Here is a 24,500-nt window from a genome sequence, read left to right as displayed (position 1 = left end):
TTTAAGCAACAACCGAAAGGAGGGTCACGCACAACTGTTCGTGATGAACGAGCGCCACCGCCCCAGGCGAATATGCGGTTACCTGCGGACGATGTCGCTGCAACGGGCGGCACCAGTGTCAAAGTACTTGGAGAGATCCGATTCGAACGTATCCTGGGAGACCAGGATGGTGGGAGAGATGGAGGAGGCAACACTGACGGTTGCGACGTGGTTGCCCTGCTCGTCACAGATCTCGATCGTCTGAAGCGTGAGCTCCTCCCCAGCCGCTATATGCTCGGCCACAATGTCCCGAATGGCTTGGCGCGATTCGTCCCTAGCTGCATTGAGATCTACGAAATTGGCACCTTCGAGATCCCGGATAAGGTCATCACGCTCTCTCAGGTGCAGGAAGTATTTCGGCATCAGAGATCCTCCGCATCAACTCTGGCCGAACCGTGCGTTGCTGCCGAAGGTTCCTGTGCAGAAGCGTACATTTCCCAATCCAGTTTGCGACGCTCGGCTGGTCAAACTTCGACGGCCCGAAGGTCGCAAGCATCAGTGTTCGCGGATGTGACGAGCCGGAAGCTCCGGCACCTTCAAAGGGAGGGAGGTTACTCGTGATGCTGCTCCTTAATTTCCTCAGCGTCCTTGAGGATCGCTCGTCCCCAGGTTTCGACCGCTACTGCGAAATCTCGCGAGATGTCGGAAAACTGGCTCAGGCAGACCATCAGAAACTGGTTAGCCCACTCCGGCTTCTCCGTAGGATTGAAGAGGGCGGCAATTTCACCGGTTTCGGGCATAACGAGAAGCACCTGATCCGCCCACTCCCGGCAGTCGCCGACAATTATGGTCAGCGTGGCATCGAACAAATGCTCGCAGTCCGAGATGAGCGAGTTTGTGAAGAACTCCGCCGCTTTCTTCGCCGTGAACATAGCATGCGCAAGGGTTCGGGAGTTGGCAGGCGTCCAAAGCGGCTCGAACTCGTTGGTGAGCTCAACGTTGGGAATCGTTGCAAGGAACCGATTGAGCTGAAGCGGCGTGATATCGATCAGCCGTTCGACTCGCGCAACATCATTCCGCAGCAACTGCCTCATCTCGCGGCGGTGTCGCCGCTCTTGCTCCGCATCCGTCCTACGCATTGCTCGAACCGTGATGTACGCAGCGAATATAGCAAGAGCTCCAGCTATCAGGCCGTTGAATTTGGCCAGCCTGTCGTAGAAGGTGTCTGGCCCTGGGTCTCCGGCAATAACGATAAATACGATAACAAAACTAACCGTCGGCACGAGGTCGAAGAGCATCTCTCTCGTCCGCGCCGGCAATCTAAATCCCTCGTTCTTCATCCTACCGATTATCCTTCGACAGCCGCATGCTGCTACGACAGGAGCGCACGACGGCCATCACGTCAATTACCGCCAACAACAACCCACTTGAGGAACATCACCGCTTTCCACAGGCCCGCTGTCACGCCTCGTTTGGGAGGCGAAAGCAACACGACCAAGTCTCCGCCCGCGCCCCAATTGATTTTGGTTGGGAGTGAGGACGGCGATATTCCGTGTGATCGGTGCTCCGGGACCGGGAACCTTATCAAGGATTGGGACCGCTACGATTCCGCCAAAACAACGGAAGAGATCGAGGACTGCGAAAGCGATTGCCCCGATTGCAGCGGCTATGGACGCTTCAAGGCTGAGGCCCCACCGCCCGCACCGAGGGAGGTGGGGGTGCGGCCTGTGGATAACCGGACTGTGGATAACGGGGAAAGTGGGGACTAATGGCGAAGGAAGCTTACATTCCCACGGGTTGCTGGCCTGCTGTCCTACGGGACGAGCTTGCGGCCGCTTATGCTGGCGAGAAGACGGTTGATGCCTTTATCAGCCGCGTTGGGACGGTCTGGCCGCGCCCGTTCATCGAGACAGGCACCGGCAAAGGAAAGTTCAGGGCGTGGCGGAAGAGCGATCTGGACAAAGCGATCGACCCGGAAAGCGCTCACGGCGGCGGAGATCCGGTTCCGTTGTGATGATACCTGTCGAGATGCCCCGCTACACGTCATTCCGCAAGCTGGCCGATGGTTCCACCGGCTACTATTGGACATGCCCTACCCGCTACCGAAAGCGCAATTGCCCGTATCTATCTGCTGCACTGGGAGCAAACCTGAGCGAAAAAGAGCTGAGGGAGGCCGCAGCACTGTGGAACGAGCGGCTCGACGGATGGCTGAAAGAGCAATCGCCCTTCTACGTCGCCGACACGTCAAAACATGGAACGTTGGAATGGCTGGTCAACGCCTACCTCCGGCACGACGCGTTCCTCGAGCGGGTTGCTGAGTTCAGCCGGCCGGACTACCGCCGGATCCTCGATCGCGTCTGTGCTATCGAGCTCGACGTCCCCGGTGGAAAGAAGATCCGGGTCGGAGATGCCAAGATCAACCTGATCGGCGTCAGCACCGCGACAAAGATCTATGCCGCCTTCCACACAGACCAGGCCGCCGCCCGTACAGCCGAGAAGGCCGTGACCTACTGCAAGGCCATGTGGAAGCGCATGCGGCACCACCACCCGGATCTGTTCCGGGCCGATACGCCGAATCCATGGGAGGGCGTGGTGGTCAAGAAACGGGAGAAGGCCGTGAAAGGGCACGCGGACCGCATGACGGTCTATGCCTTCGCGGAGAAGGCCATCGAGAAAGATCGGGGTGAGCTGGCCGCAGCGGCTGTGCTGGCCTTCGAATGGCTCATGCGCCCATCATCGATCGGGGCCGGGTATGCGGCCTGGAGCGGATACCGGGGCGAGAGCGCGCCGGACAAGATCATCATCGGCCACAGGAAGACCAAGGAGCGCGCTGAGCACCCTCTGGAGTATGTCGACGAGGACGGAGCCGTCGTCGCGCTGTACGCGGAAGCTGAGGCGATTTTGAAGAAAGTGCCGCGGTACGGGCTATCGATCGTCTGCCAGAAGAGCGGGAAGCTCTTCGGAGACGGAAGCCGTCTGTCGCAGGAGGTCAACGAGTTCGCCGGCAAGAACGGATTCCAAGGCTTCACGATCGACAAGGCGCGGCATGGCGGGATGACGGAACTGGAGGAGATGGGCCTCACCGAAGGACAGGGACGCGCCCTGTCGAAGCACCGCACCAGCAGCGCTTATCGAGGCTATGCCAAGGAGACCGAGAAGCGCGTCCTGGAGGCGACGAAGCGCCGGATGGGTGGTTCTGAGGGAACGCAATCCGAACAGGCGTTCAGAACGAAAAAAGGACAGCGTTCAGAATGAACCCTATTGCGCTCTATGTGGATTCGTTCTAAATCGCCGCCACCACACGCTTTTATACCCCCGGACGGCCTCGTGGCGGAGTGGTGACGCAGAGGACTGCAAATCCTCGTACCCCGGTTCAATTCCGGGCGAGGCCTCCAATTTTCCTTCCATTCTCGAACAGACACCGTCGACGACGCACGACAAAGCGCCTGATGCATCGGCATATGTTCTTCGCTGTGCGTGGGAGCTGCCTCATCAGCAAGATGCGTTGCGCTCGGGAGACGCTTGGCTCGAAGCCCGATGCGCCATACGGATTGTTGATGAGGCTACCGGCTTCATGAGAGGTAAGGCATACTGCGGATTGCCTTTCCGGGTGTCAGAGCGGCAAGCGTGGTGGAAATCCGGATGCACCGTGCGTACCTCACCGATCCGCAGATGTCCGGATAGCCAAAGACAGATTGCGCAGAAGGATTATGATGTTCAGATCAACCGGCCCAGGAAGCAAGAAGCCGGACAGAACCGACTCACAGGCCGAACACGCGGACGAGAACGCACCGCGCCTGATGCAGATGGTTCGAGGACATGACCTGAGGAGTGGATGGACCGCGAGGATGTTCACGGCTCTCTGTCTTCTGGGCGCCGTGCCCGGCGCGCATGCCCAGTCTGTTGAAGTGGAGAGCTTCGAGTACCTGTATGCTTCCGGCAGGGTGGTCCGGCTGACGGACATCGGATCGTCCCTGCCCAGCCCCGCGACGGCGTCCAGGCTCCAAACGCAATATCCCGACATCGGCCCGATCCTCCTGTTCTGCACAGAACTCTCGGGTCCGCGCTTCGCCTATTTCGGCGGCGCCTTCTACAAGCTCAATGAAAAAGCGAGGCGGGAAGACGCGCGCGTCGTCACCAACGAAGGCCCGCAGGGGCTTCTGGACATCGACGAGCCACCCTCCCCCCTGGCGGGAGACTTCAGGATGATCCTGAACCTCGTGCGGGATGCGGGCGAAGGCTGCTGACGGCACACCCTGTGCCGTTGCCCTAGAACCGGATGACCGAGACGAACGGGACGGTGGCAATGATGGTGTCGTCTTCCGCGGTGATCTCGAAGGCCCTGCCGTCGATGATCTCGTCGCGCAGAACCGCCTCGGCAACCATTTCCCGGGCAGACGACATGGCTTCCTGCTGGGCGTCCTCGTGACACGCGAAATCGGCGCCCTCGATGTCCCGCTCGAGGACGCCTCCTTCCCGAATATGAAAATAATATCTGGCCATGGTTTCGCAGAACCACGATCCTCTCTGGAGGTTCCTGCGTCGAGGACATCTTTGGAGGCAGCGTCCGATCTAAGTCCTGCTCGCACAGCAGCAGGCAAAACGGCGGATCAGGCGGGCCAGTAGATGTCGGACCGGAAGTCGGGCGGGATCGTTGCCAGCCCGCCCAGCGTCTTGGCGACGAACTCGATCTGGAGGGCGCGGTAGTGAATGTCGCGGGGCATGGGAATGCCGGTTGCCATCTGCCGGCCTCGCCAGCGGTCGTAGCCCAGCCGGCGCAGGCGCCGCTCCGCCTCTCTCTCGACATCGGCCCGCTGTGGCGCCTGCAGTTCGAAATCCGCGTGGAGGGTCGCCAACCCGCCATCGATCACTCTCAGGTTCATGTCCGTCCTCTTCACCCCGAAGGCAGAGTCGGTGATTCGTTGGCGTGGCGGCAATGGCGAGTTCTCACCGGTGAAACTTGCGATGGACCGTAAACCTGCTAAAATCGGGCATCGATCGGCGGGGAGGACTGCGGATCGGCCAATTGCGGAGGAGGAAGCCGCGATGCACTACCTGGAATTCGTGACGGCGCTCAATCCGTTCGTGCTCGCCATTCTGGCGCTCGCGATCGTCTGCGGCTGCTATGATCGGTGGCTCCTGCCGAAGTAGGAGATCGGCAGAAGCCGGTGATCGGCTTTGCCGGAGCCATCAATGCTGCTATTCATCCACTCTCCGGAGACGACAGGAGTGTGGACGTGCAGGACGGTTTGGAATTCAAAGACAGCTCGGCCTCGCTGAGCGAGACGCTGAGAGGCGTGATCTCGAAAATCTCGGGCTCATCCGTGACACTTCGCGCCCTGATGGCGGAGGTCGGCGAGCACGGCCTTCTGCTGATGTGCGCTCTGGCCTCCCTGCCCTTTCTGATCCCGGTTTCGATTCCGGGCGTCAGCACGGTGTTCGGCTTCGCCATCATCCTGATCAGCCTGTCGGTCGCCTTCAATCGGCTGCCCTGGATGCCCCGCCAGATCCTCGACCGGAAGCTGGACACCACCAAGCTGGTCCCGGCGCTGGAGAAGGGCGCCGCTCTCGTGTCGCGGCTCGATGCCTACCTCAAGCCCCGGATGTCGGGATTCGTGGCGGGTGCCGTGATGAACCGCATCAATGGCCTGGCGATTGCGTTCGGCGGTGTGCTTCTGATGTTTCCCCTCGGCCTCATTCCGCTCTCCAACACGCTGCCGGGGATTGCGATTCTGCTGCTGACGACGGGAATGATCCAGCGCGACGGGCTGATCGTCGCGGCCGGATATGGTTTTCTGGCCATCACGGTGATCTATTTCGTGGTGCTCGGCCTGATGGCCTACGGCGCCGGTCAGGGCCTCGCCGCGATGTTCGCCTAGCCGTTTGGCTTTTGGCGGCGGCGCTGCCACCAGATCGTCGCACGCCGCCGCCGGCGCCTGACGAAGTGCAGGTCATGCGACAAGACGATGATGCCGAGCGGCAGCATCCAGAATCCGAGGATCGGCAGGAAGCCGAGGGTGCCGCCGGTGATCAGGCCGGTGCCGATCGCAATGCGCCCGACGCGCGACCGGGGCATGGGTATGTCCCAGGAGCCAAGCGCGAGCTTGCCGCTCTTGGGATCCATCCCGAAGCGCATCGATTTCCGTTTCGTCGTCGTCAAATCCGTCTGCCTCGCAACTCAAGCCGTGCCGGCTCCAGATGGGGCGATATCCCGCGCAAAACAAGCAAGCAGAACTTTTTTAGAAAAAGCGCTTGGCAAACGGTCAAAGCATTTGTATTACCCCGCTCGACGCCGCCACCGAGCGGTTGTTCCCTGGTAGCTCAGCGGTAGAGCATTCGACTGTTAATCGACAGGTCGCCGGTTCGAATCCGGCCCGGGGAGCCATATTTTCTAGAAGCGTCTGTTTCTGTTCAGAAATGCGAGACAGGCGCTTTCTTCCCCACTTCTCCTCCCCACTTTTGATTGATGGCTGCCGGTGCCGGCAGAGCGCGACGGGCCGCTTCTGACCCAATCGCTGTCTCCGCGCATCCCTCGCACGCTCGGCTTCTCTTGGCATCAAACGCCTGCGTCGGCTCCAAACCCTTGGAAACGCGGGCGCGAAACCCACATGGTGTTGCCGAACAGGAGGAATCGAGATGGGCTTATTCGACGGACTGCTCGGCCATGGATCTACGGTAGATCCCGCCGACCTCAACAAACGCCTCGACGGTGTCCTGATCGAGGGCGAGACACCGCAGCTTGCCTTCAAGATCATCAGGGACTTCTTCGTCTTCACCCAGCACCGCGTCATCCTCGTCGACATCCAGGGCATGACCGGCAGCAAGGTCGACTACACCTCGATCCCTTACCGCGCTGTCACACGCTTTGCCGTGGAGACGGCCGGCACGTTCGACCTCGATTCGGAGTTGAAGATCTGGGTCTCGGGCACGAGCGAGCCGATCAGCAAAACCCTGAAGAAGGGAACGGATGTGCGGGGCATTCAGCGGGCGCTGGCGACGGGCGTGCTGCGGTAGGCGGTGCGTCAACTTGTCAGATGTCAAGTTCAAGGGGCGCTCCCCATCTAGCTAAGGCCGCTGGCGCACTCCTCCTCCCAGTGCCCGCGGCATCGATTGGCGCCGCCCTTCCTCCCAAGCCGCCAATTACCATCAAGCCCGGTGCCCCTCCCGCACCGGGCTTTTTTTCACCGAAGCCATGGCGCGCTCCACTGAAGGGGCCGGCACCGTCTCGAACGTGACCGGCCCGGCCATTGTCCGGGCGGACATTTCAGCCTCCTGCAAGGGCCGCCAACGGCAGATGAATGAGCAAGATCTACATTAGCAGGAACAAGTTTCCTCGCTGACGGTTAGATCGCCGTACTCAACATCAGGCCGAATGCACGGCCATCCTCGGAGGAATAAGAATGTTTGCCAAGCTTCTCACCGTCTCTGCCTTCACTCTCGCTCTTGCCTCAGGCGCGCTTGCCCAGACGAACAGCGGCGGGGGAAGTGATTCCAGCGGAGGCTCGACAGGTGGTGGGTCCACCGGTGAGTCTTCCAGCGATACGGGTGGATCCGGAAGCAACAGTGGCTCTACCGATGGTAGCTCCGCCAATAGCGGCACCAACACCAGCAACAGCAACAGCACGTCGACCCGTGACGACGATCGTTGCACCGAAACGAGCGCGGAAAAGACCACGTCCACCCCGAGCGGGACGATCCCGGAAGCAGCTTGCCCCGAGTGATCTGGGGACAGACTGATGTGAAAAGGCCGGTGTCATCACCGGCCTTTTTTCTTTCTCTGGAGACATCCAGACGCAGGAGGAGAGAATTTCCGCGATCGGGTGATAACTGAGACAGCTATTTCTTGTCGCCGACCGCTTGTCCGCAGAGAACACGGAATCTACATCTAGCCCAACAGAAGGCTTCATCATGACCCTCGACACCTCCGTTCTCGGTACCATCGGCAACACACCGCTCATCCGCCTGAAGAAGGCGTCGGAAGAGACAGGCTGCGATATCTTCGGCAAGGCGGAGTTCCTCAATCCCGGCCAATCCGTCAAGGATCGCGCGGCTCTGTTCATCATTCGCGACGCCGAACGCAAAGGGCTGCTCCGGCCCGGCGGCATTATTGTCGAGGGAACCGCCGGCAACACCGGCATCGGCCTGACGCTGGTGGCGAAGGCTCTCGGCTACCGCACCGTGATCGTCATCCCCGAGACCCAGAGCCAGGAGAAGAAGGACGCGCTGCGGCTCCTGGGCGCCGAACTGGTCGAGGTCCCGGCGGTCCCCTACAGGAACCCCAACAACTACGTGAAGGTGTCGGGACGCCTCGCGGAGGAGTTGGCGAAGAGCAATCCCGCCGGTGCCATCTGGGCGAACCAGTTCGACAATGTCGCCAACCGCGAGGCGCATGTGGGGGCAACCTCCACCGAGATCTTCGAGCAGACCGACGGCAAGGTGGACGGCTTCATCTGCGCCGTCGGCTCCGGCGGCACGCTTGCCGGCGTTGCCCAGGGTCTGCGGGCCAGGAAGCCGGGTGTGAAGATCGGCCTGGCGGATCCCGAGGGCGCTTCGCTCTATGAATATTACGCCCATGGCGAGCTGAAGTCGGAAGGCTCCTCGATCACCGAAGGCATCGGCCAGGGCCGCATCACGGCAAACCTGGAGGGCTTCAAGCCCGACTATGCCTATCGCATCTCGGATGCCGAGGCGCTGCCGCTGATCTTCGATCTGGTCGAGCACGAGGGCCTTTGCCTCGGCGGATCATCCGGTATCAACATCGCCGGTGCGATGCGCCTTGCGCGGGATCTCGGACCGGGGCATACCATCGTCACCATCCTGTGCGACTACGGCAACCGCTACCAGTCGAAGCTCTTCAACCCGGACTTCCTGCGCTCCAAGGGACTGCCGGTGCCGGAATGGCTGACGACGAAGACCGAGATCGCAGTTCCGTTCGAGACAGTCTGAGACCCCATGCCCGTTGCTGCCCTCTTCCGAGACGATTTCTACCTGAAGACCGTCGAAGCCACCGTCACCGCCGTCCACGAGGATGGCGGGATAGAGCTCGACCAGACATGCTTCTATGCAACCTCCGGAGGGCAGCCCGGGGACACGGGTCATCTGGAACGCGCGGACGGGACCCGGATCCAGCTCGGACAGACCAGGCACGGCGCCAGCAAGGACATCATCCTCCACGTGCCTCTCGACGGGCAGCCGCAGCCCTTCGTCGGCGAACGGCTCAAGCTCGCCATCGACTGGGATCGCCGCCACCGCCTGATGCGCATGCACACGGCCTGCCATCTCCTGTCCGTGGTCTGCCCGCACCCGATCACGGGCGCTGCCGTCGGCGAAGATGATTCCCGCGTCGACTTCGACATGAGCGAGACGATCGACAAGGACGCGGTGACGGCGCAGCTGATGGCGCTCGTGAATGCGGATCATCCGGTCTATCTCCAGTGGATCACCGACGAGGAGCTTGCAGCCAATCCGGGCATCGTGAAATCGAAGAACGTACGCCCTCCCGTCGGGCTCGGGCGCGTCAGCCTGGTCTGCATCGGCGACAACTCCAGCGTTGACAGCCAGCCCTGCGGCGGCACACATGTGGCCCGGACCGGAGAGATCGGCGCCATCCACATTGCCAAGATCGAAAAGAAGGGCAAGGAGAACCGGCGGTTCCGCATTCGCTTCGGCGAAGCTCCGGCGGAAATCTGACGCCAATCAAATGAGGATGCCCATGACCCAGTCCAGCCGTTTCGTCGTTTCGTCCGAATGGCTCGAGGGGGAGCTCGGCAGCCCCGACCTGCGAATCGTCGACGCCTCCTTCTACCTCCCCGCCCAGAAGCGGGATGCGGACGCCGAGTATGCGGCGGGCCATATTCCGGGCGCCGTCCGTTTCGATCACGACAAGATTGCCGACCATTCCACCGATCTGCCGCACATGGTGCCCTCGCCCGCGGCGTTCGCGGAGGCGGTCGGCAAGATGGGAATCAGCGAGACCGACCGGATCGTCATCTACGATGGACCCGGCATCTTTTCCGCCCCGCGCGGCTGGTGGCTGTTCCGCGTCATGGGCGCCCAGAACGTCTTCGTTCTCGATGGCGGCCTCGATGGCTGGCGGCGCGAGGGCCGACCGCTCGAAACAACCGTTCCAACGCCCGAAGAACGCCTCTTCACGCCGGCCCTGCAGCCGGAAAAGGTCATCGATCTCGACACGATGAGACTGATCGTCGATGCCGGTACCATACAGATCGCCGACGCTCGCGGCGCGGCGCGCTTCGAGGGAACGGAGCCGGAGCCGCGTCAGGGGCTTCGGTCCGGACATATGCCCGGCGCCCGCAACCTGCCGTCCAATCTGTTTTCCGCCGAGGGCAAGCTGAAGCCCGTGCCGGAGCTGCGCGCGATTCTGGAAGGCGCCGGCCTCGATCTCGACCGTCCGGTGGTGACGAGCTGCGGCTCGGGCGTCACGGCCGCGATCATCACGCTTGCGCTCCACTCCGTGGGGCACGAGGACAATGCACTTTATGACGGGTCGTGGACGCAGTGGGGTGGACACTCCGACACGCCGGTCGTCACCGGTCCCGCAGCGGACAGGACCTGAACGCATGGCCAAGATACCCACGCCCCTGACGGCGCATGTCACCCAGCTCGAGATGACGGCGCCGCCCAAGGCCTCGCTTCCGGTGCCCGTGAACCTGCAGACGGCCGTCATCCGGGCGCCGGACATCCCGCTGCATTTCTACCGCTATCTCTACCGGCAGGTCGGCAAGCGCTGGCACTGGTACAACCGGCTGAAGATGACCGACGAGCAGCTTGCAGCCATCATCCACAACCCTCGGGTTTCGGTGACCGTGCTCTACGTCAACGGCGCGCCGGCCGGCTTCTTCGAATTGTCGAAGGAAAACGGTGACTGGACCGAACTCTCCTATTTCGGCCTCTTCGAACATGCCATCGGGCTCGGGATCGGCAAATGGTTCCTGCTGCAGGCGCTCTACGCCGCCTGGCAGGACATGCCGCAGAAGGTGACGGTCACGACCAACACGCTGGATCACCCGCGGGCGCTGCAGCTCTACCAGATGATGGGCTTTCAACCCGTGTCGACCAGCGAAGCCATCGTGCAGCCGATGACCGACAAAGAGCTGTTGAAGGTGCTCGACGGCTAACATCGCAGGAATCGGGTGGCTGGTCCGGTAGCAATCATGATGGATGAGCGGGTCCAACACGGAGACCGCCCATCATGCCCCCGCTGATCTTTACCGCCATGCCCGCCGAACATGCCCATGCGCTGCAGTCCGGAGCCGATGACGCCTATGGGCGCCGGCCGGAGCGGATGGTGTCACCCGGCGGCGGCATGCCGTGCCGCCACTGCCTCGACCATATTGCGGAAGGCGCGGATATGCTCGTTGTCGCCTACCGTCCGTTTCCTGCGCTGCAGCCCTATGCGGAAACGGGGCCGATCTTCCTGCATGCGGAAGCATGCCCGCGTTACGCGGCGACCGAAGTGCCGCCGCCGATCCTCACCACCAGTCCCGACTTCATTCTCCGCGGCTATGGCGCCGACGACCGCATCGTCTATGGAACAGGGGCAGTGACACTTCAAAAGAACATCGTCTCCCGTGCGGATGAGCTGCTGGCGCGGGCGGATGTCGCCTATGTCCATGTCCGTTCGGCGCGCAACAATTGCTATCAGTGCCGGGTAGACCGGGCCTGACCGACGTCAGCCGTTTGAACTCCAACCCGCGATCTGCTGCGGCAGGCAGGGCGGCCGTCATCGCAGCCGCCCTGCCCTCCCCAACCGTCAGGCGACGGCCAGCAGGCTCTCCGGGGCATGCGCCTCATATCCCAGCGCCTCGGCAACCGCCGCATTGGTGACGCGTCCCCGGTGGACATTGAGGCCATTGCGCAGGTGCTTGTCCTCGGCAAGCGCGCGAAGCCCACGGTCCGCCAGCGCCAGGCCGTATTGCAGCGTCGCATTGTTCAGCGCATGCGCCGACGTCACCGGCACCGCGCCCGGCATGTTGGCGACGCAGTAGTGGACGATGCCCTCGACCTCGTAGGTGGGGTCCGAATGGGTCGTGGCATGGGAGGTCTCGAAGCAGCCGCCCTGATCGATCGCGACGTCGACCATGACCGCGCCCTGTTTCATGCCCGACAGCATGTCGCGGCTGACAAGCTTCGGTGCCGCAGCGCCCGGGATCAGCACTGCCCCGATCACCAGGTCGGCTGCAAAGACCTCCTCTTCCAGGGCATCGATGGTGGAGTAGCGTGTGTGGACGCGGCCGTTGAAGATGTCGTCCAGCTGGCGCAGGCGCGGCAGCGAGCGGTCGATGATCGAAACATCGGCCCCCAGGCCGACCGCCATCTTCGCCGCATGCAGGCCGACGACGCCGCCGCCGATCACCGCAACCTTGGCCGGCAGCACGCCGGGCACGCCGCCGAGCAGGATGCCGCGGCCGCCGTTCGCCTTCTGCAGGGCAGTGGCGCCGGCCTGGATGGCGAGCCTGCCGGCAACTTCCGACATCGGCGCCAGCAGCGGCAGGCCGCCGCGCTCGTCGGTCACCGTCTCGTAGGCGACGGCCGTCACGCCGGATGCGAGCAGCCCCTTCGTCTGCTCCGGGTCGGGCGCCAGATGGAGATAGGTGTAAAGGATCTGCCCCTCGCGAAGCTGCGCCCATTCCTGCGGCTGCGGCTCCTTGACCTTGACGATCATGTCCGACCTCTCGAACACTTCCTTCGCCGTGCCGACGATCCGGGCGCCGGCGGCCACATAGGCGCCGTCGTCGGCGCCGATCCCGGCGCCGGCCTTCGTCTCGATCAGCACCTCATGGCCGTGCGCCACATATTCGCGCACCGCGCCCGGCGTCAGGCCGACACGATATTCATGGTTCTTGATTTCCTTCGGGCATCCGACACGCATGCAGCGTTCCTCTCCTCTGATGGCATTCCGCCAGTTGTTCTGAGGATGAAACCAGACCAAAAAACGCAAGCAATGTCCTTGCGAAGGTGGATTGGCTTCCGCCGGATTTTCGTGGATATTTGCAAGGTGACGCCAGCTTTCCGGAGATACTTGCAAGTGCAGCAGCCAGACTCCATCGATCTTGCAATGATGCGGATCCTCCAGCAGGAGGGACGGATCTCCAACGCAGAGCTTGCCCAGCGGGTCGGGCTGTCGCAATCGGCCTGTTCGCGCCGTCTGGCGGCACTGGAGTCCGACCAGATCATCAGCGGTTATCACGCGCGCCTTTCCAACAAGGCGCTCGACTACAAGATGATGGTCATCGTCCATATCTCGCTGTCGGGGCAGTTTGCCAAGACGCTCACCGAGTTCGAAGCGGCGGTGAAGCGTTGCCCCAATGTTCTCGTGTGTTACCTGATGTCCGGCGAATACGACTACATCCTGCGCGTGGCCGCCAAGGATCTCGAAGACTACGAGCGCATCCACCGCGACTGGCTGTCGGCGCTGCCGCATGTGGTCAAGATCAACTCGAGCTTTGCCCTGCGCGAGATCATCGACCGTCCGAACGTGGGGCTCTGAGCACACCCTCACCGCCCGCAGGACCTACAACCGGGCGGCCCGAACATTTTTAGCGGTCGTCGTAGGCCTGTTTCAATTTTTGTCAGTTACCAATCGAGGCAGAAGAACAACAGCAGGTGTGATCCATGCCGTCGCCGATCCTCAGCATGAAGGTGCGTTCCGCGCCACGTCGCAAAACGCGCGTTGCCGGCACGGTGAAATATTTCGGCCAGACCGCCGAGGGTCGGGTCGTCGACCTCTCCGCCGTCGGCCTGGCGCTTGATCTTGCGGGTCCTTTCCACGCTGCAAATGGCAGTCCGGTGAAAATCGAGAGCGAAGAACTCGGCGTTCTGGAAGGTGTCGTGAAGTGGTGCCACGCCGGTCGCCTCGGCATAGAGTTCCGCCCGAATTCGAACGCCGCCGCGCAGGTCTCCGCCTATTTTCGATTCTTCCATCGGGACATCAAACCGATCCTGGCCCGTTAGCCAGCTTACCTTTGCTCCGCCTCGATGCTGAAGTTATAGGGCTTAACATCGCGTGCACCAAAGGATCTGGCGAGGTCGTTCCAGTAGCTCCTGTTCACTCCGACGTCCAATGTCACAGGTCCTTCTCCTGCCACACGGGATGTGTCCAACTGCCTCAAATCCAATTCTGCCGGGTTCGTCGCTGGCCCCTTGAACAGAAGAACCTCAGTATCGTCAGGCACCGAGAGCGCATTCGGCGAAGAGGGCACTAGCGGCTCGATCGCAATCGGCCTTCCGTCTGCCCCCAGGAAGGTAACGGAGCAATCCACGCACGCCTGCCCGGGGAAGCTGCCGTCCAGTTTCAGTTGGACATCTGGAGGTATCGCGCCAGACTGGGCGTGCGCCGTGCCGATAATCCGAAATTGAACTGCGTCGGCCACCTTCAACTGGCTCGGTTCTTGCTGCGCACCGCTCACATAGGTGAGAATGGATGCCGGTGCTCCAAGACCGATCAACAGAGCCTTCTGTGCGCTCTGGCTTTCGTAGACGGCAGCCATCAGCGCTCCGATCACGAAATAGATGATCATCGGCACGCTCGCCACGAGGATGGCGATCCAAATGTTCGGGGCGGTCATGAGCCATATGGCGATTATGCCGTTGTTCCATGCCTGCGACTTCTCCTGCAGGCTCGGCAGCAAGCCGCCAATCCCACCCACCAAGATGATCTTCCACATGACGACCCCCAGTTGCAGTTGACGCTCCACCTTACACAAGGTTGCATAAACCATCAACACACTCATTAGCTGCGCTGCGATGTAGCGGAACTGTCACTTTCCCGGTGTACTTGGCTGTAATTGCGCCTAATCTCGCCTTGGCAAACCGTCCCTACCGGAGTTCCCCATGTCGTCGTCCCCTCTCCTCCCGATCACCCGCCGCTCCCTGCTCGGTGGCCTTGCCGCCACCTCGGCGCTCGTCGTGCTGCATCCCTTTGCGGCACGCGCGCAGGCCAACCAGGCGCATCTGCGGATCATGGAAACCACCGACATCCACGTCCACGTCTTTCCTTACGACTATTACGGCGACAAGCCGAACGACACGATGGGTCTTGCCCGCACCGCCTCGATCATCGATTCGATCCGCGCCGAGGCCGGCAATTCGATGCTGATCGACAATGGCGACTTCCTGCAGGGCAATCCGATGGGCGATTATATCGCCTACGAGCGCGGCATGAAGGAAGGCGACCGGCATCCGGTCGTCAAGGCCATGAATGTGCTCGGCTACGACGCCGGCACGCTCGGGAACCACGAGTTCAACTACGGCCTCGACTTCATGTTCAAGGTGCTCTCCGGCGCCGGCTTCCCTTACGTCTGCGCGAACCTCACCAAGGGCCAGCTGGCCTCCGACCCGAAGCAGGACGACCTGTTCTTCAAGCCCTATGTGATCCTCGAGAAGGAGATCCGCGACGGGTCCGGCGCCACGAGCCCAGTCAAGGTCGGCTTCATCGGCTTCGTGCCGCCGCAGATCATGCTGTGGGACGCCAAGCACCTCGAAGGCAAGGCACAGACGCGCGACATCGTCGAGGCCGCCCAGGCCTGGGTGCCGGTGATGCGCGAGGAAGGCGCCGACATCATCGTCGCGCTGTCGCACTCGGGCATCGACGGCTCGGGCATGAGCGAGCGCATGGAAAATGCCTCGCTCTATCTTGCCGGCGTCGACGGCATCGATGCCGTCTTCACGGGGCACCAGCATCTCGTCTTCCCCGGCCCGAAGGATTTCGAGGGCATTGCCGGCGCCGATGCCGTCAAGGGCACGCTGATGGGCAAGCCCGCCGTCATGGCCGGCTTCTGGGGCTCGCACATGGGCCTCATCGATCTGCTGCTGGAGAAGGACGGCAACAGCTGGAAGATCGTCGACTTCGCCACCGAAGCGCGGCCGATCTACCATCGCGACGCCGATCGCAAGGTCGTCGCCGACGTCAAGGACAAGCCGGAAGTGCTGGCCGCCGCCAAGGAGGATCACGAGGCGACGCTTGCCTATGTCCGCCGCCCGGTCGGCAAGACCTCGGCACCGCTCTATTCCTACTTCGCTCTCGTGGCGGACGATCCCTCGGTGCAGATCGTCGCCAACGCGCAGGTCTGGTACATCAAGGAGATGCTGAAGGACGGCGAATACAAGGACTATCCGGTCCTCTCCGCCGCCGCTCCCTTCAAGGCCGGTGGCCGTGGCGGTGCGGAATACTACACGGACGTCCCGGCCGGCGACATCGCCATCAAGAATGTCGCCGATCTCTACCTCTACCCGAACACGGTACAGGCGGTGCTGATCACCGGCGAGCAGGTGAAGAACTGGCTGGAAATGTCGGCCGGCATGTTCAACCAGGTCGAGCCGGGTGCCAAGGATGCGCCGCTGATCAACTCCGGCTTCCCGTCCTACAACTTCGACGTCATCGACGGTGTCAGCTACCAGATCGACCTGTCGCAGCCGCCCCGCTTCGACAAGGACGGCGCGCTGGTGAATGCGGGCTCGCACCGCATCGTCGACCTGCAGTTTGACGGCAAGCCGATCGATCCGGCGCAGAAGTTCGTCGTCGCCACCAACAACTACCGCGCCGGCGGCGGCGGCAAGTTCCCGGAGATCGCCGGCGACAAGGTGATCTTCGTGGCGCCCGACACCAACCGCGACGTGGTCGTCCGCTACATCATGGATCAGGGCACGATCAATCCGTCGGCGGACGCCAACTGGTCGTTCAAGCCGATGGAAGGCACGACGGCGATCTTCGAGACCGGGCCGAAGGGCCGCGAGTATGCCGCGGAGATCAAGGGTGCGACGATCGAGGACGCCGGCGACGGCGCCGAGGGATTCGCGAAATTCCGTCTGGTGCTCTAGAGCGAGCACCAGACGCCGCAGTTGCAATCCCAAGGCCGCCGTCAGGCGGCCTTTTTCGTCGGGCCTGCCAGCTTCTGCAGAAGCAGTTTCAGCTCCGGCGGCGGTGCCTTCTCAAGGCGACGATAGTCGCTGCCGTCGCGGTTCCTGCGCATCAGTCCGAGATCGACGAGATCGCGGCGCAGGAGCGCCGCATCGCCGAACAGATGAAACCCGTTCAGGAGATCGCCGATCTCACGTTCGGAGAAGCTGCGCTTCGGCGGGATCCGCGACCAAAGCGACCACAGGCAGAGCTCCTGCTGGGAACGCTTGCTCGGCCAGCGGATGATCCGGCCGTCCGTGTCGAACACACGAAGGGTCCTGGCCACGCGCGTCTCGTCGGCCGGCGGCGGCGCTTCAACACCTGCGACACCGTCCGGGAACGCAACTGTCGTTCCGGCGCTGGATCGGAAGTGCTGGTAGTTGCGATAGCCGCCTGCCCTGCTCAACAGGTTGAGCATCTCGACATGGCTCGGGGCATGGTCAAGCCTGGCGATCTGGTCGCGCAGCGATTTGGCGAAGGCCGACAGGTCGGCGACTTCCATCGGGAAGATGGTTCTGGTCATCTCTTATCCTCGACGTGCCGGTCCATTTTAGGTGTCGATGGTCGCCGTCTTGTCGAGCAGGCACGGGATAAGTGCTGATGATCTCTTCTAATGCAGGTTTAGCTTCCCTTGCGGGACGGCGACGCCTCGGTGAACTGCTGACCGGTGGGGGATTTGTAGCCGGACCACCGCCGTCCGTCAATCTGCCGCTCCACCAGCGGCGGCCAGCCCGAGGTTTTAGTCCCTCATAAATCGGAGCGCGTCGCTTAAGTAAAATTTACGTTAGCCCTCCAATGTCGGATCTCGCCACAACAGGGGACGGGGAAATGTTCGGGAACTACTCAGCAGGCAAGTCGCCCAGCGACGATATGGCAGCATTATCCCGCTCTCAGGCGCTGATCTGGTTCAGGCCGGACGGGACGGTCCTCAAGGCCAACGAGAACTTCTGCAAGACGCTCGGCTACGACAGCAAAGAGATCGTCGGGAAGCATCACCGCGTCTTCTGCGAGGACGCCATCCGCAATTCTCCCGACTACGCGCAGTTTTGGCAGGCTCTGGCAGAGGGGCGGTTCCAGCAAGGCCAGTTCCGACGTCAGACCAAGGATGGCAACGATGTCTGGATCGAAGCCAGCTACAATCCCGTCTACCATAGTGGCAAGGTCGTCGGTATCCTGAAGATTGCCTCCGACATCACCACGACCAGGATTGCTGCGCTTCATGACGAGAATCGCCTGCGTGCCATCGACAAGTCCCAGGCCATCATCGAGTTCGAGCCGGACGGCACAATCGTCCAGGTCAACGACAACTTCCTGCACGCCATGGGCTATGCCGCGGCCGAGGTCGTGGCGCAGCATCACAGGATGTTCTGCGACAAGTCGTATGTCTCCTCCGTGGAGTATGCGAAATTCTGGGAGCGCCTGCGGGCCGGCGAATTCATCGCCGACAATTTCGTGCGCGTCGGCAAGGGCGGGCGCCAGGTCTGGATCCAGGCCGCCTATACGCCCGTGTTCAGCTCGCGCGGCGTGGTTTACCGCGTCGTCAAGGTCGCTACCGATATCACCGCCCGCATGGTCGCGGTGGAAACCATCGGCAAGGCGATCTCGCAGATGGCGCATGGCAACCTGACCATCTCGATCGACAAGCCGGTGGACGCGGCCCTGGAGCAGACCCGCGCCGACTTCAACATGGCAGCACGGGCGCTGGAGAAGGCGATGCTTGCCATCCGTGTCTCCGCCGAATCGTTGAATGCCAACGCCAATGTCGTCAACTCGGTGTCCGACGATATCGCCAAGAATGCCGAAAAGCAGGCGGCCTCCGTCGAGGAGACGGCATCGGCGCTGGAACAGATCACCACGACGGTTCGCGACTCCAGCCAGAGAGCGAACGAGGCCAGCCGGCTGGTGGCCGCCACCCGCAGCAGCGCGGAAACCTCCGGAAAGATCGTCCTGCAGGCCACGACCGCTATGCAGGAGATCGCCCAGTCCTCCCGCGAGATCGAGAACATCATCGGCGTCATCGACGGCATCGCGTTCCAGACCAACCTGCTGGCCCTCAACGCGGGCGTCGAGGCCGCTCGTGCCGGCGATGCCGGGAAAGGCTTCGCCGTCGTCGCGCAGGAGGTGCGCGAGCTGGCGCAGCGTTCCGCCAATGCCGCCAAGGAAATCAAGGGGCTGATCTCATCGGCAGCACAGGCCGTGCAGCACGGCGTTTCCCTGGTCGACCAGACCGGGGACGCGCTCAAGCAGATCGTCCTGCAGGTGCAGGAGGTCGACGAGAACGTTCAGGCGATCTCGGTGGCATCCCGTGAACAGGCTCAGGGCATCGGCGAAATCAACAATTCGATCAGCGTGCTCGACCAGGGCACTCAGAAGAATGCGGTCACGGTCGAGGAGGCCAATGCCGTATCGCAGACGCTGGCCCAGGAGGCCCAGAGCCTCTATGCGCTGGTGGCGCAGTTCCAGGTTTCCGGGGAAGAGGTGGCCAACCAGCGCCAGACGTTCCGGCGAGCCGGATAGGCCGTTTGGCAATGTCGCACGGTTGGGCAACCTGTCGCTTGCGACATCCTGTCAGCTCGCCAGATCCACGGTTCTGACCCGTTCCGCAAACGGGCGATCTGCACCGGCGGCATGACAATTCGACAGCGTCGCCCGAAAGGCATCGATCAGCCAGGTCCCCGCGGGGCCTGGCGGATTGGATACCTTGCGAAGCGCATAGATCGGATATTCCCCCTGCTCGTAGGCGTCGAGTTTCAGCGCCACGAGCCGGCCGCTCTGCAAGTCCTCGCGGACCAGCGAAGACGGCAGGCCGCCCCAGCCAAGACCGCCGCGAATGAGCTGATGTTTCGTGGCAATATCGCTGACCCGCCAGGTCTTGTAGGACAGGACGTTGAAATTGCGGCCATCCGTCAGGCCGGACGCATCGGTGACCACCAGTTGCGTCTCCTCGCGGACGTCGGACAGGGTCAGCGGCCGGTCGATCCGCCCCAGGGGATGCTCGGCGGCGGCGACGGGCACCATGTAGGAATGGCCGATCTTTTCCGCGACGATCGTGTCGTCCTGCTTCAGCAGTGCACCGCCCAGTCCGATCCCGGCCCGGCCGGTGGCGACCATGTCCATGACCATGCCGAGTTCGCCAACGTTGAGGTTCAGGGCAACCGTCGGGAACCGCCTGCCGAACTCCCGCAACTCATCGACCACGACCTCGGCCGGCACCATGACGCTGATGGCAAGCGAAAGCTCCGGCTCCAGCCCTTGCTTGAAGCTCTTGGCCCTCGCCCGCATGACCTGCAGGTCGGCGACGATGCGGCGCGCATCCGGCAGCATCGCGCTGCCCGCGTCGGTCAGCCTCGGCTGGCGCAGGCCGCTGCGTTCAAACAGCGGTGCCTCGAGCTGCGCCTCAAGGTTGGCGATCGTGTAGCTGATGACCGATTGCGCCCTGTTCAACGCGCGGGCGGCGGCCGAAAAACTGCCCGTCTCGGCGACGGCGAGAAAGACCTGCAACTGGTCGAGGGTCGGATTGGCATCCATGCATCTATCCAATCAATCGATATGAACCTTCTAGATTATCAAGGTTAAATCGATGGGCGGCAAGACTTATCTGATGGCTGACGGCGACCGATGCGTCGCCCACGACCTCCCAAGTCGACCACCGATCAAGCCAAGGAAGATTGCCATGTCATCCATCCTTCTCGTTACCTCGAGCCCCCGCGACGATTCGCTCTCGACCAAGGTCGCCTCCGCCTTCGTCGACAAGCTGACCGCCCGCAAGCCGGAGACGGCTGTCGTCCATCGTGACCTCGGCAAGAAGCCGATCGCGCACCTCGACACCGTCACCACCTCCGCCATCCGCAAGCAGGCCGCCGACCGCAATCCGGAAGAGGCCGCCGCCGCCGCCGAATCCGACGAACTGGTCGCAGAACTGATGGCGGCCGATACGGTGGTGATCGCCACCGGCCTCATCAACTTCAACATCTATTCGACGCTGAAGTCCTGGATCGACAATGTCGCGCGCGCCGGCATGACCTTCCGTTACACCGCCGAAGGCCCAGAGGGTCTCGCCACCGGCAAGAAGGTCTATATCGTGCTCTCGGCCGCCGGGATCTATTCCGAAGGTCCTGCCATGGGCATGAACCACGCCACCCCCTACCTGAAGACGGTGCTCTCCTTCATGGGCATGACGGATGTCGAGGTGGTCTATGTCGAAGGCACGGCCTTCGGACCGGAAGCCTTCGACAAGGCGCTGGCGGATGCGGACGCGGCGATCTCTCGCCTGGCGCTGGCCGCCTGAGCCTGCCCGTCATTCAGATGCATAAACGGCCGCGGCAATCGCCGCGGCCGTTTTCGTGTGGATCTGCCAAACTTGTAAACGGCCTTAGGCCGAGCGGGACTTCTCGCCGTCGGCAAACAGCGAGGGGCCGTTCTGGTCGATGATCTGGCGCGCCTTGCGGAAGGTGCAGTCGACCGCCTCGTCCATCGAGGTGAAGACGTCGGCACGGATGAAATTGCGCACCAGCACCTCGCCGCCGACCTCCTTCTCGATGCGTCCGGCCAGCCGCAGCTGGTTGCCCTCGCGCAGCGGCGTCGCGAAGATCAGGCAGTCGCCATGGGTCTGGGGCTCGGCAGCGGGGGCCGCCGGAGCCTCCGCCCTGGAGCCGCCGGAGAAGATCGAGAGGATGCCGGAAAGGAAAGAAGCCATATGCGCTACCTATCATGATCGGGGGGTTGGAGAAAGACCTCGGCCGGCGTCACCGGCCGGTGACGCGCCTCAGATGATCAGGTTGGCGAGAATCTCGTTCTCGGTGATGTCCTGGTAGCCGAGGTCGGCGGCTTCGAAACGCGCCAGCAACCCCTCAAAATTGCGGGGGTCCCGGGTCTCGATCCCGATCAGGATCGAGCCGAAGTTGCGGGCCGATTTCTTCAGGTATTCGAAGCGCGAGATGTCGTCTTCCGGGCCGAGCAGGTTGAGGAAGTCGCGCAAGGCGCCGGGGCGCTGGGCCAGCCGCAGGATGAAGTATTTCTTCAGCCCTAGGTGGCGCATCGCCCGCTCCTTGACGTCCGGCAGGCGCTCGAAATCGAAGTTTCCGCCCGAGACCACCGCGACGACCGTCTTGCCTGCCAGGCGCTCGGGGCCGAGCATCTCGAGCGCCGTCAGCGACAGGGCGCCCGCCGGCTCCAGCACGAAGCCCTCGATGTTGAGCATCTCGGTGATCGTCACGCAGATGGCGTTTTCCGGTGCCAGCAGCACCTGCTCGGGCGCAAACCCCTTCAACGCCTCGAAATTCAGATCACCGATCCGGGCCACCGCGGCGCCATCGACGAAATTGTCGACCTTGGAAAGGCGCACCGCCACACCGGCCTCAAGGCTGCGGCGCAGGCTCGGCGCCCCCTCCGGCTCGACCAGCACGAAGCCTTCCGGCGGTATCTCGCCACGCAGATAGCCGGTGATTCCCGAGGAGAGCCCGCCGCCGCCGACCGGCAGGACCATCAGATCGGGCCGCACGCCGTCCGGCAGCTGTGCCATGATTTCGGCGGCGACCGTCGCCTGGCCCTCGATGATGTCGGCATGGTCGAAGGGCGGCACCATGTAGCCGCCGGTCTCCGCCACATAGGCGTTGGCGGCCGCATAGCACTGGTCGAAGATATCGCCGATCAGCCGGATGGTGATGAACTCGCCGCCGAACATGCGCGTCTTGTCGATCTTCTGCTGCGGCGTGGTCACCGGCATGAAGACGACGCCCGGCACCTGGAAATGACGGCAGACGAAGGCAAACCCCTGGGCGTGATTGCCGGCGGAGGCGCAGACGAAGGTCCGGTCCTTGCCGCCGGTTGCCATGACCTTGCGCAGGAAGTTGAAGGCGCCGCGGATCTTGTAGGAGCGCACCGGCGAGAGGTCCTCGCGCTTCAGCCAGACATCGGCGCCGTAGCGGCGGCTCAGATGCTCGTTCAACTGCAGCGGCGTCTCCGGGAAGATCTCCCGCAATGCCACGCTTGCCTCATCCACTGCCACTGTGTTCACGTCTGCTCCGTCCATTGAAATTCCAATGTCTTCCCGCTATGCCATAGCCAACCGCGAGAGACCAAATCATCTTTCGGACCACACGAGCAACCGGGTCACCATTTTGAACGCCAGTCTCCTCCGGCCGGCCATCTATATCGCGGCGCTCTGTGGCCTCTATCTGGCAACGGCCATGTTCCTGCCGGCGATGATGGATCTCTATTACGGGCACGACGACTGGCAGGTGTTTGCCCTCTCGGCCTTCATGGTCGGCGGCATCTCGCTGATGACGGCGCTTGCCACCCGCGGCGCGCCGCCGGTGTTCACCAAGCGGCTCGGCTTCCTGCTCGTCAACCTGCTCTGGGTGATCTTCTCGCTGGTGGGCGCGATCCCGCTCTATCTCGCCGATCACGACCTGAGCTTTGCCCAGTCGATCTTCGAATCGATCTCGGCGATCACCACCACCGGCTCCACGGTCCTCGTCGGCCTCGATGACCTGCCGCCCGGCATCCTGCTCTGGCGCTCGCTGCTGCAATGGCTCGGCGGCATCGGCATCGTCGCACTCGGGCTCTTCGTCTTGCCGTTCCTGCGCGTCGGCGGCATGTCCTTCTTCAAGCTGGAATCCTCCGACACCAGCGACAAGCCCTTCGCGCGGCTGGCGAGCTTCACGCGTGCCTTCATCGGCATCTATGTCGGCATCACGCTGGTCTGCGCCATCTGCTACGCTTGGGCGGGCATGAACCGCTTCGACGCGCTGAACCACGCGCTGACGACGGTCGCCACCGGCGGCTTTTCCACCCACGACGCATCGTTCGGCTATTTCAACAGCATTCCGCTGCTCTGGATCTCGACGGTATTCATGACGATCTGCAGCCTGCCCTTCTCGCTCCTGATCATCTTCGTGGTCCGCCGCCGGCTCGATTCGCTGCGCGACCCGCAGATCATCGTCTTCGTCGGCTATCTCTTCGTGTTCTCCGTGGCGCTCGGCGTCTATCACCACCTGAACAACGACGTCGGCCTCGGCACGGCGCTGGCGCATTCCTTCCACAACATCTCGTCGATCCTCTCGACCACCGGCTATGCCAGCACCGACTACACCGCCTGGGGACCGTTCGCCGTGGCGCTTGCCTTCTTCGCCACCTTCATGGGCGGCTGCACCGGCTCCACCGCCGGCGGCATCAAGGCCTATCGCTTCGTCGTGCTCTTCAACATCGTCGGCACCGGCCTGAAGCGGCTCGTCTATCCGAACGCCGTCTATTCCGTGCGCTACGGCAAGGCGGTGATCGAGCCCGAGGCGCAGCGCGGCATCTTCCTGTTCGTCGCGCTCTACATCTTCCTCTGGGCGGTGGGCAGCCTTGCCATGACGCTGCTCGGCTATGACTTCCTGACCTCGGCCTCCTCGGTCATCACGGCGCTCTCGAACGTCGGCCCGGGTATCGGCGACATCGTCGGCCCCGCCGGCAATTTCTCCACCATCAGCGACCCCGCCCTTTATCTGCTTTCGGTGATGATGCTCGCCGGCCGCCTGGAAATCCTGACTGTGCTCGTTTTGCTCACCCCGCTCTTCTGGCGCCAGTAGGGCGTCCTGACGCAGAGCGGCTGCGTACG

General features: G+C 62.7%; 28 protein-coding genes and 2 tRNA genes. 19 read left to right on the top strand and 11 right to left on the bottom strand.

The window, feature by feature from the left end; all coding sequences use genetic code 11:
• Positions 1-78 precede the first annotated feature (78 nt).
• On the bottom strand, positions 79-402 hold the full coding sequence (locus EO99_RS0119160) for a DUF6894 family protein (RefSeq protein WP_051679961.1): 324 nt from the start codon (positions 400-402) through the stop codon (positions 79-81).
• 188 nt (positions 403-590) lie between these two features.
• The gene (locus EO99_RS0119155; protein ID WP_156034898.1) at positions 591-1,277 is read right to left on the bottom strand and encodes a hypothetical protein; all 687 of its coding nucleotides are present in this window, start codon (positions 1,275-1,277) and stop codon (positions 591-593) included.
• Between the two features lie 470 nt (positions 1,278-1,747).
• Here EO99_RS0119155 and EO99_RS0119150 point away from each other — a divergent pair, with 470 nt between their 5' ends.
• The 4 genes from EO99_RS0119150 to EO99_RS0119135 all read left to right on the top strand — a co-directional run bounded on the left by EO99_RS0119150 (position 1,748) and on the right by EO99_RS0119135 (position 4,226).
• Positions 1,748-1,993, top strand: a complete 246-nt coding sequence (locus EO99_RS0119150) for a hypothetical protein (RefSeq protein ID WP_051679960.1) — start codon at positions 1,748-1,750, stop codon at positions 1,991-1,993.
• A 14-nt stretch (positions 1,994-2,007) separates the two neighbouring features.
• Positions 2,008-3,234 carry a hypothetical protein gene (locus tag EO99_RS0119145; RefSeq protein ID WP_156034896.1) on the top strand — a complete coding sequence of 409 codons (1,227 nt, stop codon included), beginning with the start codon at positions 2,008-2,010 and terminating at the stop codon, positions 3,232-3,234.
• Between the two features lie 66 nt (positions 3,235-3,300).
• A tRNA-Cys gene (locus tag EO99_RS0119140) sits at positions 3,301-3,374 on the top strand.
• Positions 3,375-3,827: 453 nt separating this feature from the next.
• Positions 3,828-4,226, top strand: coding sequence for a hypothetical protein (locus tag EO99_RS0119135; RefSeq protein ID WP_029620201.1), 399 nt, complete (start codon positions 3,828-3,830; stop codon positions 4,224-4,226).
• Positions 4,227-4,248: 22 nt separating this feature from the next.
• Here EO99_RS0119135 and EO99_RS0119130 read toward each other — a convergent pair whose 3' ends face one another.
• Positions 4,249-4,482, bottom strand: coding sequence for a DUF6894 family protein (locus EO99_RS0119130; RefSeq protein ID WP_029620200.1), 234 nt, complete (start codon positions 4,480-4,482; stop codon positions 4,249-4,251).
• A 107-nt stretch (positions 4,483-4,589) separates the two neighbouring features.
• Complete coding sequence (locus EO99_RS0119125) at positions 4,590-4,862, bottom strand: hypothetical protein (RefSeq protein ID WP_029620199.1); 273 nt, start codon at positions 4,860-4,862, stop codon at positions 4,590-4,592.
• A 354-nt stretch (positions 4,863-5,216) separates the two neighbouring features.
• On the opposite strand from EO99_RS0119125, the gene EO99_RS0119115 reads away from it, so the two are divergent.
• Positions 5,217-5,858: an exopolysaccharide biosynthesis protein gene (locus EO99_RS0119115; RefSeq protein WP_029620198.1), complete on the top strand. Its 642-nt coding sequence runs from the start codon at positions 5,217-5,219 to the stop codon at positions 5,856-5,858.
• Here the strand turns inward: EO99_RS0119115 and EO99_RS0119110 are convergent.
• On the bottom strand, positions 5,855-6,115 hold the full coding sequence (locus tag EO99_RS0119110) for a hypothetical protein (protein WP_029620197.1): 261 nt from the start codon (positions 6,113-6,115) through the stop codon (positions 5,855-5,857). The two genes, EO99_RS0119115 and EO99_RS0119110, sit on opposite strands and share 4 nt — an antisense overlap.
• A 174-nt stretch (positions 6,116-6,289) precedes the next feature.
• Here EO99_RS0119110 and EO99_RS0119105 point away from each other — a divergent pair.
• From EO99_RS0119105 to EO99_RS0119070, 8 genes are all read left to right on the top strand, one after another.
• Positions 6,290-6,364, top strand: a tRNA-Asn gene (locus tag EO99_RS0119105).
• Between the two features lie 251 nt (positions 6,365-6,615).
• Positions 6,616-6,993, top strand: coding sequence for a PH domain-containing protein (locus EO99_RS0119100; protein ID WP_029620196.1), 378 nt, complete (start codon positions 6,616-6,618; stop codon positions 6,991-6,993).
• A gap of 386 nt (positions 6,994-7,379) precedes the next feature.
• Positions 7,380-7,700, top strand: coding sequence for a hypothetical protein (locus EO99_RS27865; protein ID WP_077067119.1), 321 nt, complete (start codon positions 7,380-7,382; stop codon positions 7,698-7,700).
• A gap of 187 nt (positions 7,701-7,887) precedes the next feature.
• Positions 7,888-8,925, top strand: a complete 1,038-nt coding sequence (locus EO99_RS0119090; protein ID WP_029620195.1) for a cysteine synthase A — start codon at positions 7,888-7,890, stop codon at positions 8,923-8,925.
• 6 nt (positions 8,926-8,931) lie between these two features.
• The gene (locus EO99_RS0119085) at positions 8,932-9,669 is read left to right on the top strand and encodes an alanyl-tRNA editing protein (RefSeq protein WP_029620194.1); all 738 of its coding nucleotides are present in this window, start codon (positions 8,932-8,934) and stop codon (positions 9,667-9,669) included.
• Positions 9,670-9,691: 22 nt separating this feature from the next.
• Positions 9,692-10,555 (top strand): 3-mercaptopyruvate sulfurtransferase, encoded by an 864-nt coding sequence (gene sseA / locus EO99_RS0119080; RefSeq protein ID WP_029620193.1) that lies wholly within the window; start codon positions 9,692-9,694, stop codon positions 10,553-10,555.
• 4 nt (positions 10,556-10,559) lie between these two features.
• Entirely contained in the window at positions 10,560-11,117 is a 558-nt protein-coding gene (locus EO99_RS0119075; protein WP_029620192.1) for a GNAT family N-acetyltransferase, read from the top strand.
• Positions 11,118-11,191: 74 nt separating this feature from the next.
• Positions 11,192-11,665 (top strand): DUF1203 domain-containing protein, encoded by a 474-nt coding sequence (locus EO99_RS0119070; protein WP_029620191.1) that lies wholly within the window; start codon positions 11,192-11,194, stop codon positions 11,663-11,665.
• Between the two features lie 87 nt (positions 11,666-11,752).
• On the opposite strand, the gene ald is transcribed toward EO99_RS0119070, so the two are convergent.
• Entirely contained in the window at positions 11,753-12,871 is a 1,119-nt protein-coding gene (gene ald / locus EO99_RS0119065) for an alanine dehydrogenase (RefSeq protein WP_029620190.1), read from the bottom strand.
• 156 nt (positions 12,872-13,027) lie between these two features.
• Between ald and EO99_RS0119055 the strand changes: the two genes are divergently transcribed.
• Together EO99_RS0119055 and EO99_RS0119050 are read left to right on the top strand one after the other, a co-directional pair.
• Complete coding sequence (locus EO99_RS0119055) at positions 13,028-13,489, top strand: Lrp/AsnC family transcriptional regulator (protein WP_077067118.1); 462 nt, start codon at positions 13,028-13,030, stop codon at positions 13,487-13,489.
• Between the two features lie 125 nt (positions 13,490-13,614).
• Positions 13,615-13,953, top strand: coding sequence for a PilZ domain-containing protein (locus tag EO99_RS0119050; RefSeq protein WP_029620189.1), 339 nt, complete (start codon positions 13,615-13,617; stop codon positions 13,951-13,953).
• 5 nt (positions 13,954-13,958) lie between these two features.
• Here the strand turns inward: EO99_RS0119050 and EO99_RS0119045 are convergent, their stop codons facing one another.
• A complete protein-coding gene (locus EO99_RS0119045) occupies positions 13,959-14,720 on the bottom strand; it encodes a hypothetical protein (protein WP_156034894.1) in 762 nt (253 codons plus the stop codon).
• A 112-nt stretch (positions 14,721-14,832) separates the two neighbouring features.
• Here EO99_RS0119045 and EO99_RS0119040 point away from each other — a divergent pair, with 112 nt between their 5' ends.
• Positions 14,833-16,818 carry a bifunctional 2',3'-cyclic-nucleotide 2'-phosphodiesterase/3'-nucleotidase gene (locus EO99_RS0119040; protein WP_029620187.1) on the top strand — a complete coding sequence of 662 codons (1,986 nt, stop codon included), beginning with the start codon at positions 14,833-14,835 and terminating at the stop codon, positions 16,816-16,818.
• A gap of 41 nt (positions 16,819-16,859) precedes the next feature.
• On the opposite strand, the gene EO99_RS0119035 is transcribed toward EO99_RS0119040, so the two are convergent.
• On the bottom strand, positions 16,860-17,420 hold the full coding sequence (locus tag EO99_RS0119035) for a DUF2087 domain-containing protein (RefSeq protein ID WP_029620186.1): 561 nt from the start codon (positions 17,418-17,420) through the stop codon (positions 16,860-16,862).
• Between the two features lie 347 nt (positions 17,421-17,767).
• Between EO99_RS0119035 and EO99_RS0119030 the strand changes: the two genes are divergently transcribed.
• Entirely contained in the window at positions 17,768-19,414 is a 1,647-nt protein-coding gene (locus EO99_RS0119030) for a methyl-accepting chemotaxis protein (RefSeq protein ID WP_235776873.1), read from the top strand.
• Positions 19,415-19,465: 51 nt separating this feature from the next.
• Here EO99_RS0119030 and EO99_RS0119025 read toward each other — a convergent pair whose 3' ends face one another.
• Positions 19,466-20,425: a LysR family transcriptional regulator gene (locus EO99_RS0119025; RefSeq protein ID WP_029620184.1), complete on the bottom strand. Its 960-nt coding sequence runs from the start codon at positions 20,423-20,425 to the stop codon at positions 19,466-19,468.
• 145 nt (positions 20,426-20,570) lie between these two features.
• On the opposite strand from EO99_RS0119025, the gene EO99_RS0119020 reads away from it, so the two are divergent.
• Entirely contained in the window at positions 20,571-21,185 is a 615-nt protein-coding gene (locus EO99_RS0119020; protein ID WP_029620183.1) for an FMN-dependent NADH-azoreductase, read from the top strand.
• An 84-nt stretch (positions 21,186-21,269) separates the two neighbouring features.
• On the opposite strand, the gene EO99_RS0119015 is transcribed toward EO99_RS0119020, so the two are convergent.
• Positions 21,270-21,593 carry an HlyU family transcriptional regulator gene (locus EO99_RS0119015; protein WP_029620182.1) on the bottom strand — a complete coding sequence of 108 codons (324 nt, stop codon included), beginning with the start codon at positions 21,591-21,593 and terminating at the stop codon, positions 21,270-21,272.
• Positions 21,594-21,662: 69 nt separating this feature from the next.
• Complete coding sequence (gene ilvA / locus EO99_RS0119010) at positions 21,663-22,913, bottom strand: threonine ammonia-lyase (protein WP_235776872.1); 1,251 nt, start codon at positions 22,911-22,913, stop codon at positions 21,663-21,665.
• A 103-nt stretch (positions 22,914-23,016) separates the two neighbouring features.
• Here ilvA and EO99_RS0119005 point away from each other — a divergent pair, with 103 nt between their 5' ends.
• On the top strand, positions 23,017-24,471 hold the full coding sequence (locus EO99_RS0119005) for a TrkH family potassium uptake protein (protein ID WP_029620180.1): 1,455 nt from the start codon (positions 23,017-23,019) through the stop codon (positions 24,469-24,471).
• The last annotated feature ends 29 nt before the right edge of the window (positions 24,472-24,500 follow it).

Source organism: Pseudorhizobium marinum, from assembly GCF_000705355.1.
Taxonomy (GTDB): domain Bacteria; phylum Pseudomonadota; class Alphaproteobacteria; order Rhizobiales; family Rhizobiaceae; genus Neorhizobium; species Neorhizobium pelagicum.
Note: the sequence above shows the minus strand (reverse complement) of the source record. Positions and strands in the feature narration are given on the sequence as shown.

Excerpts from the sequence above, each read along its gene's own strand:
- EO99_RS0119130 (WP_029620200.1), bottom strand. The coding sequence starts at position 4,482 with ATGGCCAGATATTATTTTCATATTCGGGAAGGAGGCGTCCTCGAGCGG.
- EO99_RS0119050 (WP_029620189.1), top strand. The coding sequence starts at position 13,615 with ATGCCGTCGCCGATCCTCAGCATGAAGGTGCGTTCCGCGCCACGTCGC.
- EO99_RS0119090 (WP_029620195.1), top strand. The coding sequence starts at position 7,888 with ATGACCCTCGACACCTCCGTTCTCGGTACCATCGGCAACACACCGCTC.
- sseA (WP_029620193.1), top strand. The coding sequence starts at position 9,692 with ATGACCCAGTCCAGCCGTTTCGTCGTTTCGTCCGAATGGCTCGAGGGG.
- EO99_RS0119160 (WP_051679961.1), bottom strand. The coding sequence starts at position 402 with ATGCCGAAATACTTCCTGCACCTGAGAGAGCGTGATGACCTTATCCGG.
- EO99_RS0119015 (WP_029620182.1), bottom strand. The coding sequence starts at position 21,593 with ATGGCTTCTTTCCTTTCCGGCATCCTCTCGATCTTCTCCGGCGGCTCC.
- EO99_RS0119100 (WP_029620196.1), top strand. The coding sequence starts at position 6,616 with ATGGGCTTATTCGACGGACTGCTCGGCCATGGATCTACGGTAGATCCC.
- EO99_RS0119045 (WP_156034894.1), bottom strand. The coding sequence starts at position 14,720 with ATGGTTTATGCAACCTTGTGTAAGGTGGAGCGTCAACTGCAACTGGGG.
- EO99_RS0119155 (WP_156034898.1), bottom strand. The coding sequence starts at position 1,277 with ATGCTCTTCGACCTCGTGCCGACGGTTAGTTTTGTTATCGTATTTATC.
- EO99_RS0119145 (WP_156034896.1), top strand. The coding sequence starts at position 2,008 with ATGCCCCGCTACACGTCATTCCGCAAGCTGGCCGATGGTTCCACCGGC.
- EO99_RS0119085 (WP_029620194.1), top strand. The coding sequence starts at position 8,932 with ATGCCCGTTGCTGCCCTCTTCCGAGACGATTTCTACCTGAAGACCGTC.
- EO99_RS0119110 (WP_029620197.1), bottom strand. The coding sequence starts at position 6,115 with ATGCGCTTCGGGATGGATCCCAAGAGCGGCAAGCTCGCGCTTGGCTCC.
- EO99_RS0119020 (WP_029620183.1), top strand. The coding sequence starts at position 20,571 with ATGTCATCCATCCTTCTCGTTACCTCGAGCCCCCGCGACGATTCGCTC.
- EO99_RS0119125 (WP_029620199.1), bottom strand. The coding sequence starts at position 4,862 with ATGAACCTGAGAGTGATCGATGGCGGGTTGGCGACCCTCCACGCGGAT.
- EO99_RS0119035 (WP_029620186.1), bottom strand. The coding sequence starts at position 17,420 with ATGACCAGAACCATCTTCCCGATGGAAGTCGCCGACCTGTCGGCCTTC.
- EO99_RS27865 (WP_077067119.1), top strand. The coding sequence starts at position 7,380 with ATGTTTGCCAAGCTTCTCACCGTCTCTGCCTTCACTCTCGCTCTTGCC.
- EO99_RS0119075 (WP_029620192.1), top strand. The coding sequence starts at position 10,560 with ATGGCCAAGATACCCACGCCCCTGACGGCGCATGTCACCCAGCTCGAG.
- EO99_RS0119025 (WP_029620184.1), bottom strand. The coding sequence starts at position 20,425 with ATGGATGCCAATCCGACCCTCGACCAGTTGCAGGTCTTTCTCGCCGTC.
- EO99_RS0119150 (WP_051679960.1), top strand. The coding sequence starts at position 1,748 with ATGGCGAAGGAAGCTTACATTCCCACGGGTTGCTGGCCTGCTGTCCTA.
- EO99_RS0119040 (WP_029620187.1), top strand. The coding sequence starts at position 14,833 with ATGTCGTCGTCCCCTCTCCTCCCGATCACCCGCCGCTCCCTGCTCGGT.
- EO99_RS0119030 (WP_235776873.1), top strand. The coding sequence starts at position 17,768 with ATGGCAGCATTATCCCGCTCTCAGGCGCTGATCTGGTTCAGGCCGGAC.
- EO99_RS0119135 (WP_029620201.1), top strand. The coding sequence starts at position 3,828 with ATGTTCACGGCTCTCTGTCTTCTGGGCGCCGTGCCCGGCGCGCATGCC.
- ald (WP_029620190.1), bottom strand. The coding sequence starts at position 12,871 with ATGCGTGTCGGATGCCCGAAGGAAATCAAGAACCATGAATATCGTGTC.
- EO99_RS0119070 (WP_029620191.1), top strand. The coding sequence starts at position 11,192 with ATGCCCCCGCTGATCTTTACCGCCATGCCCGCCGAACATGCCCATGCG.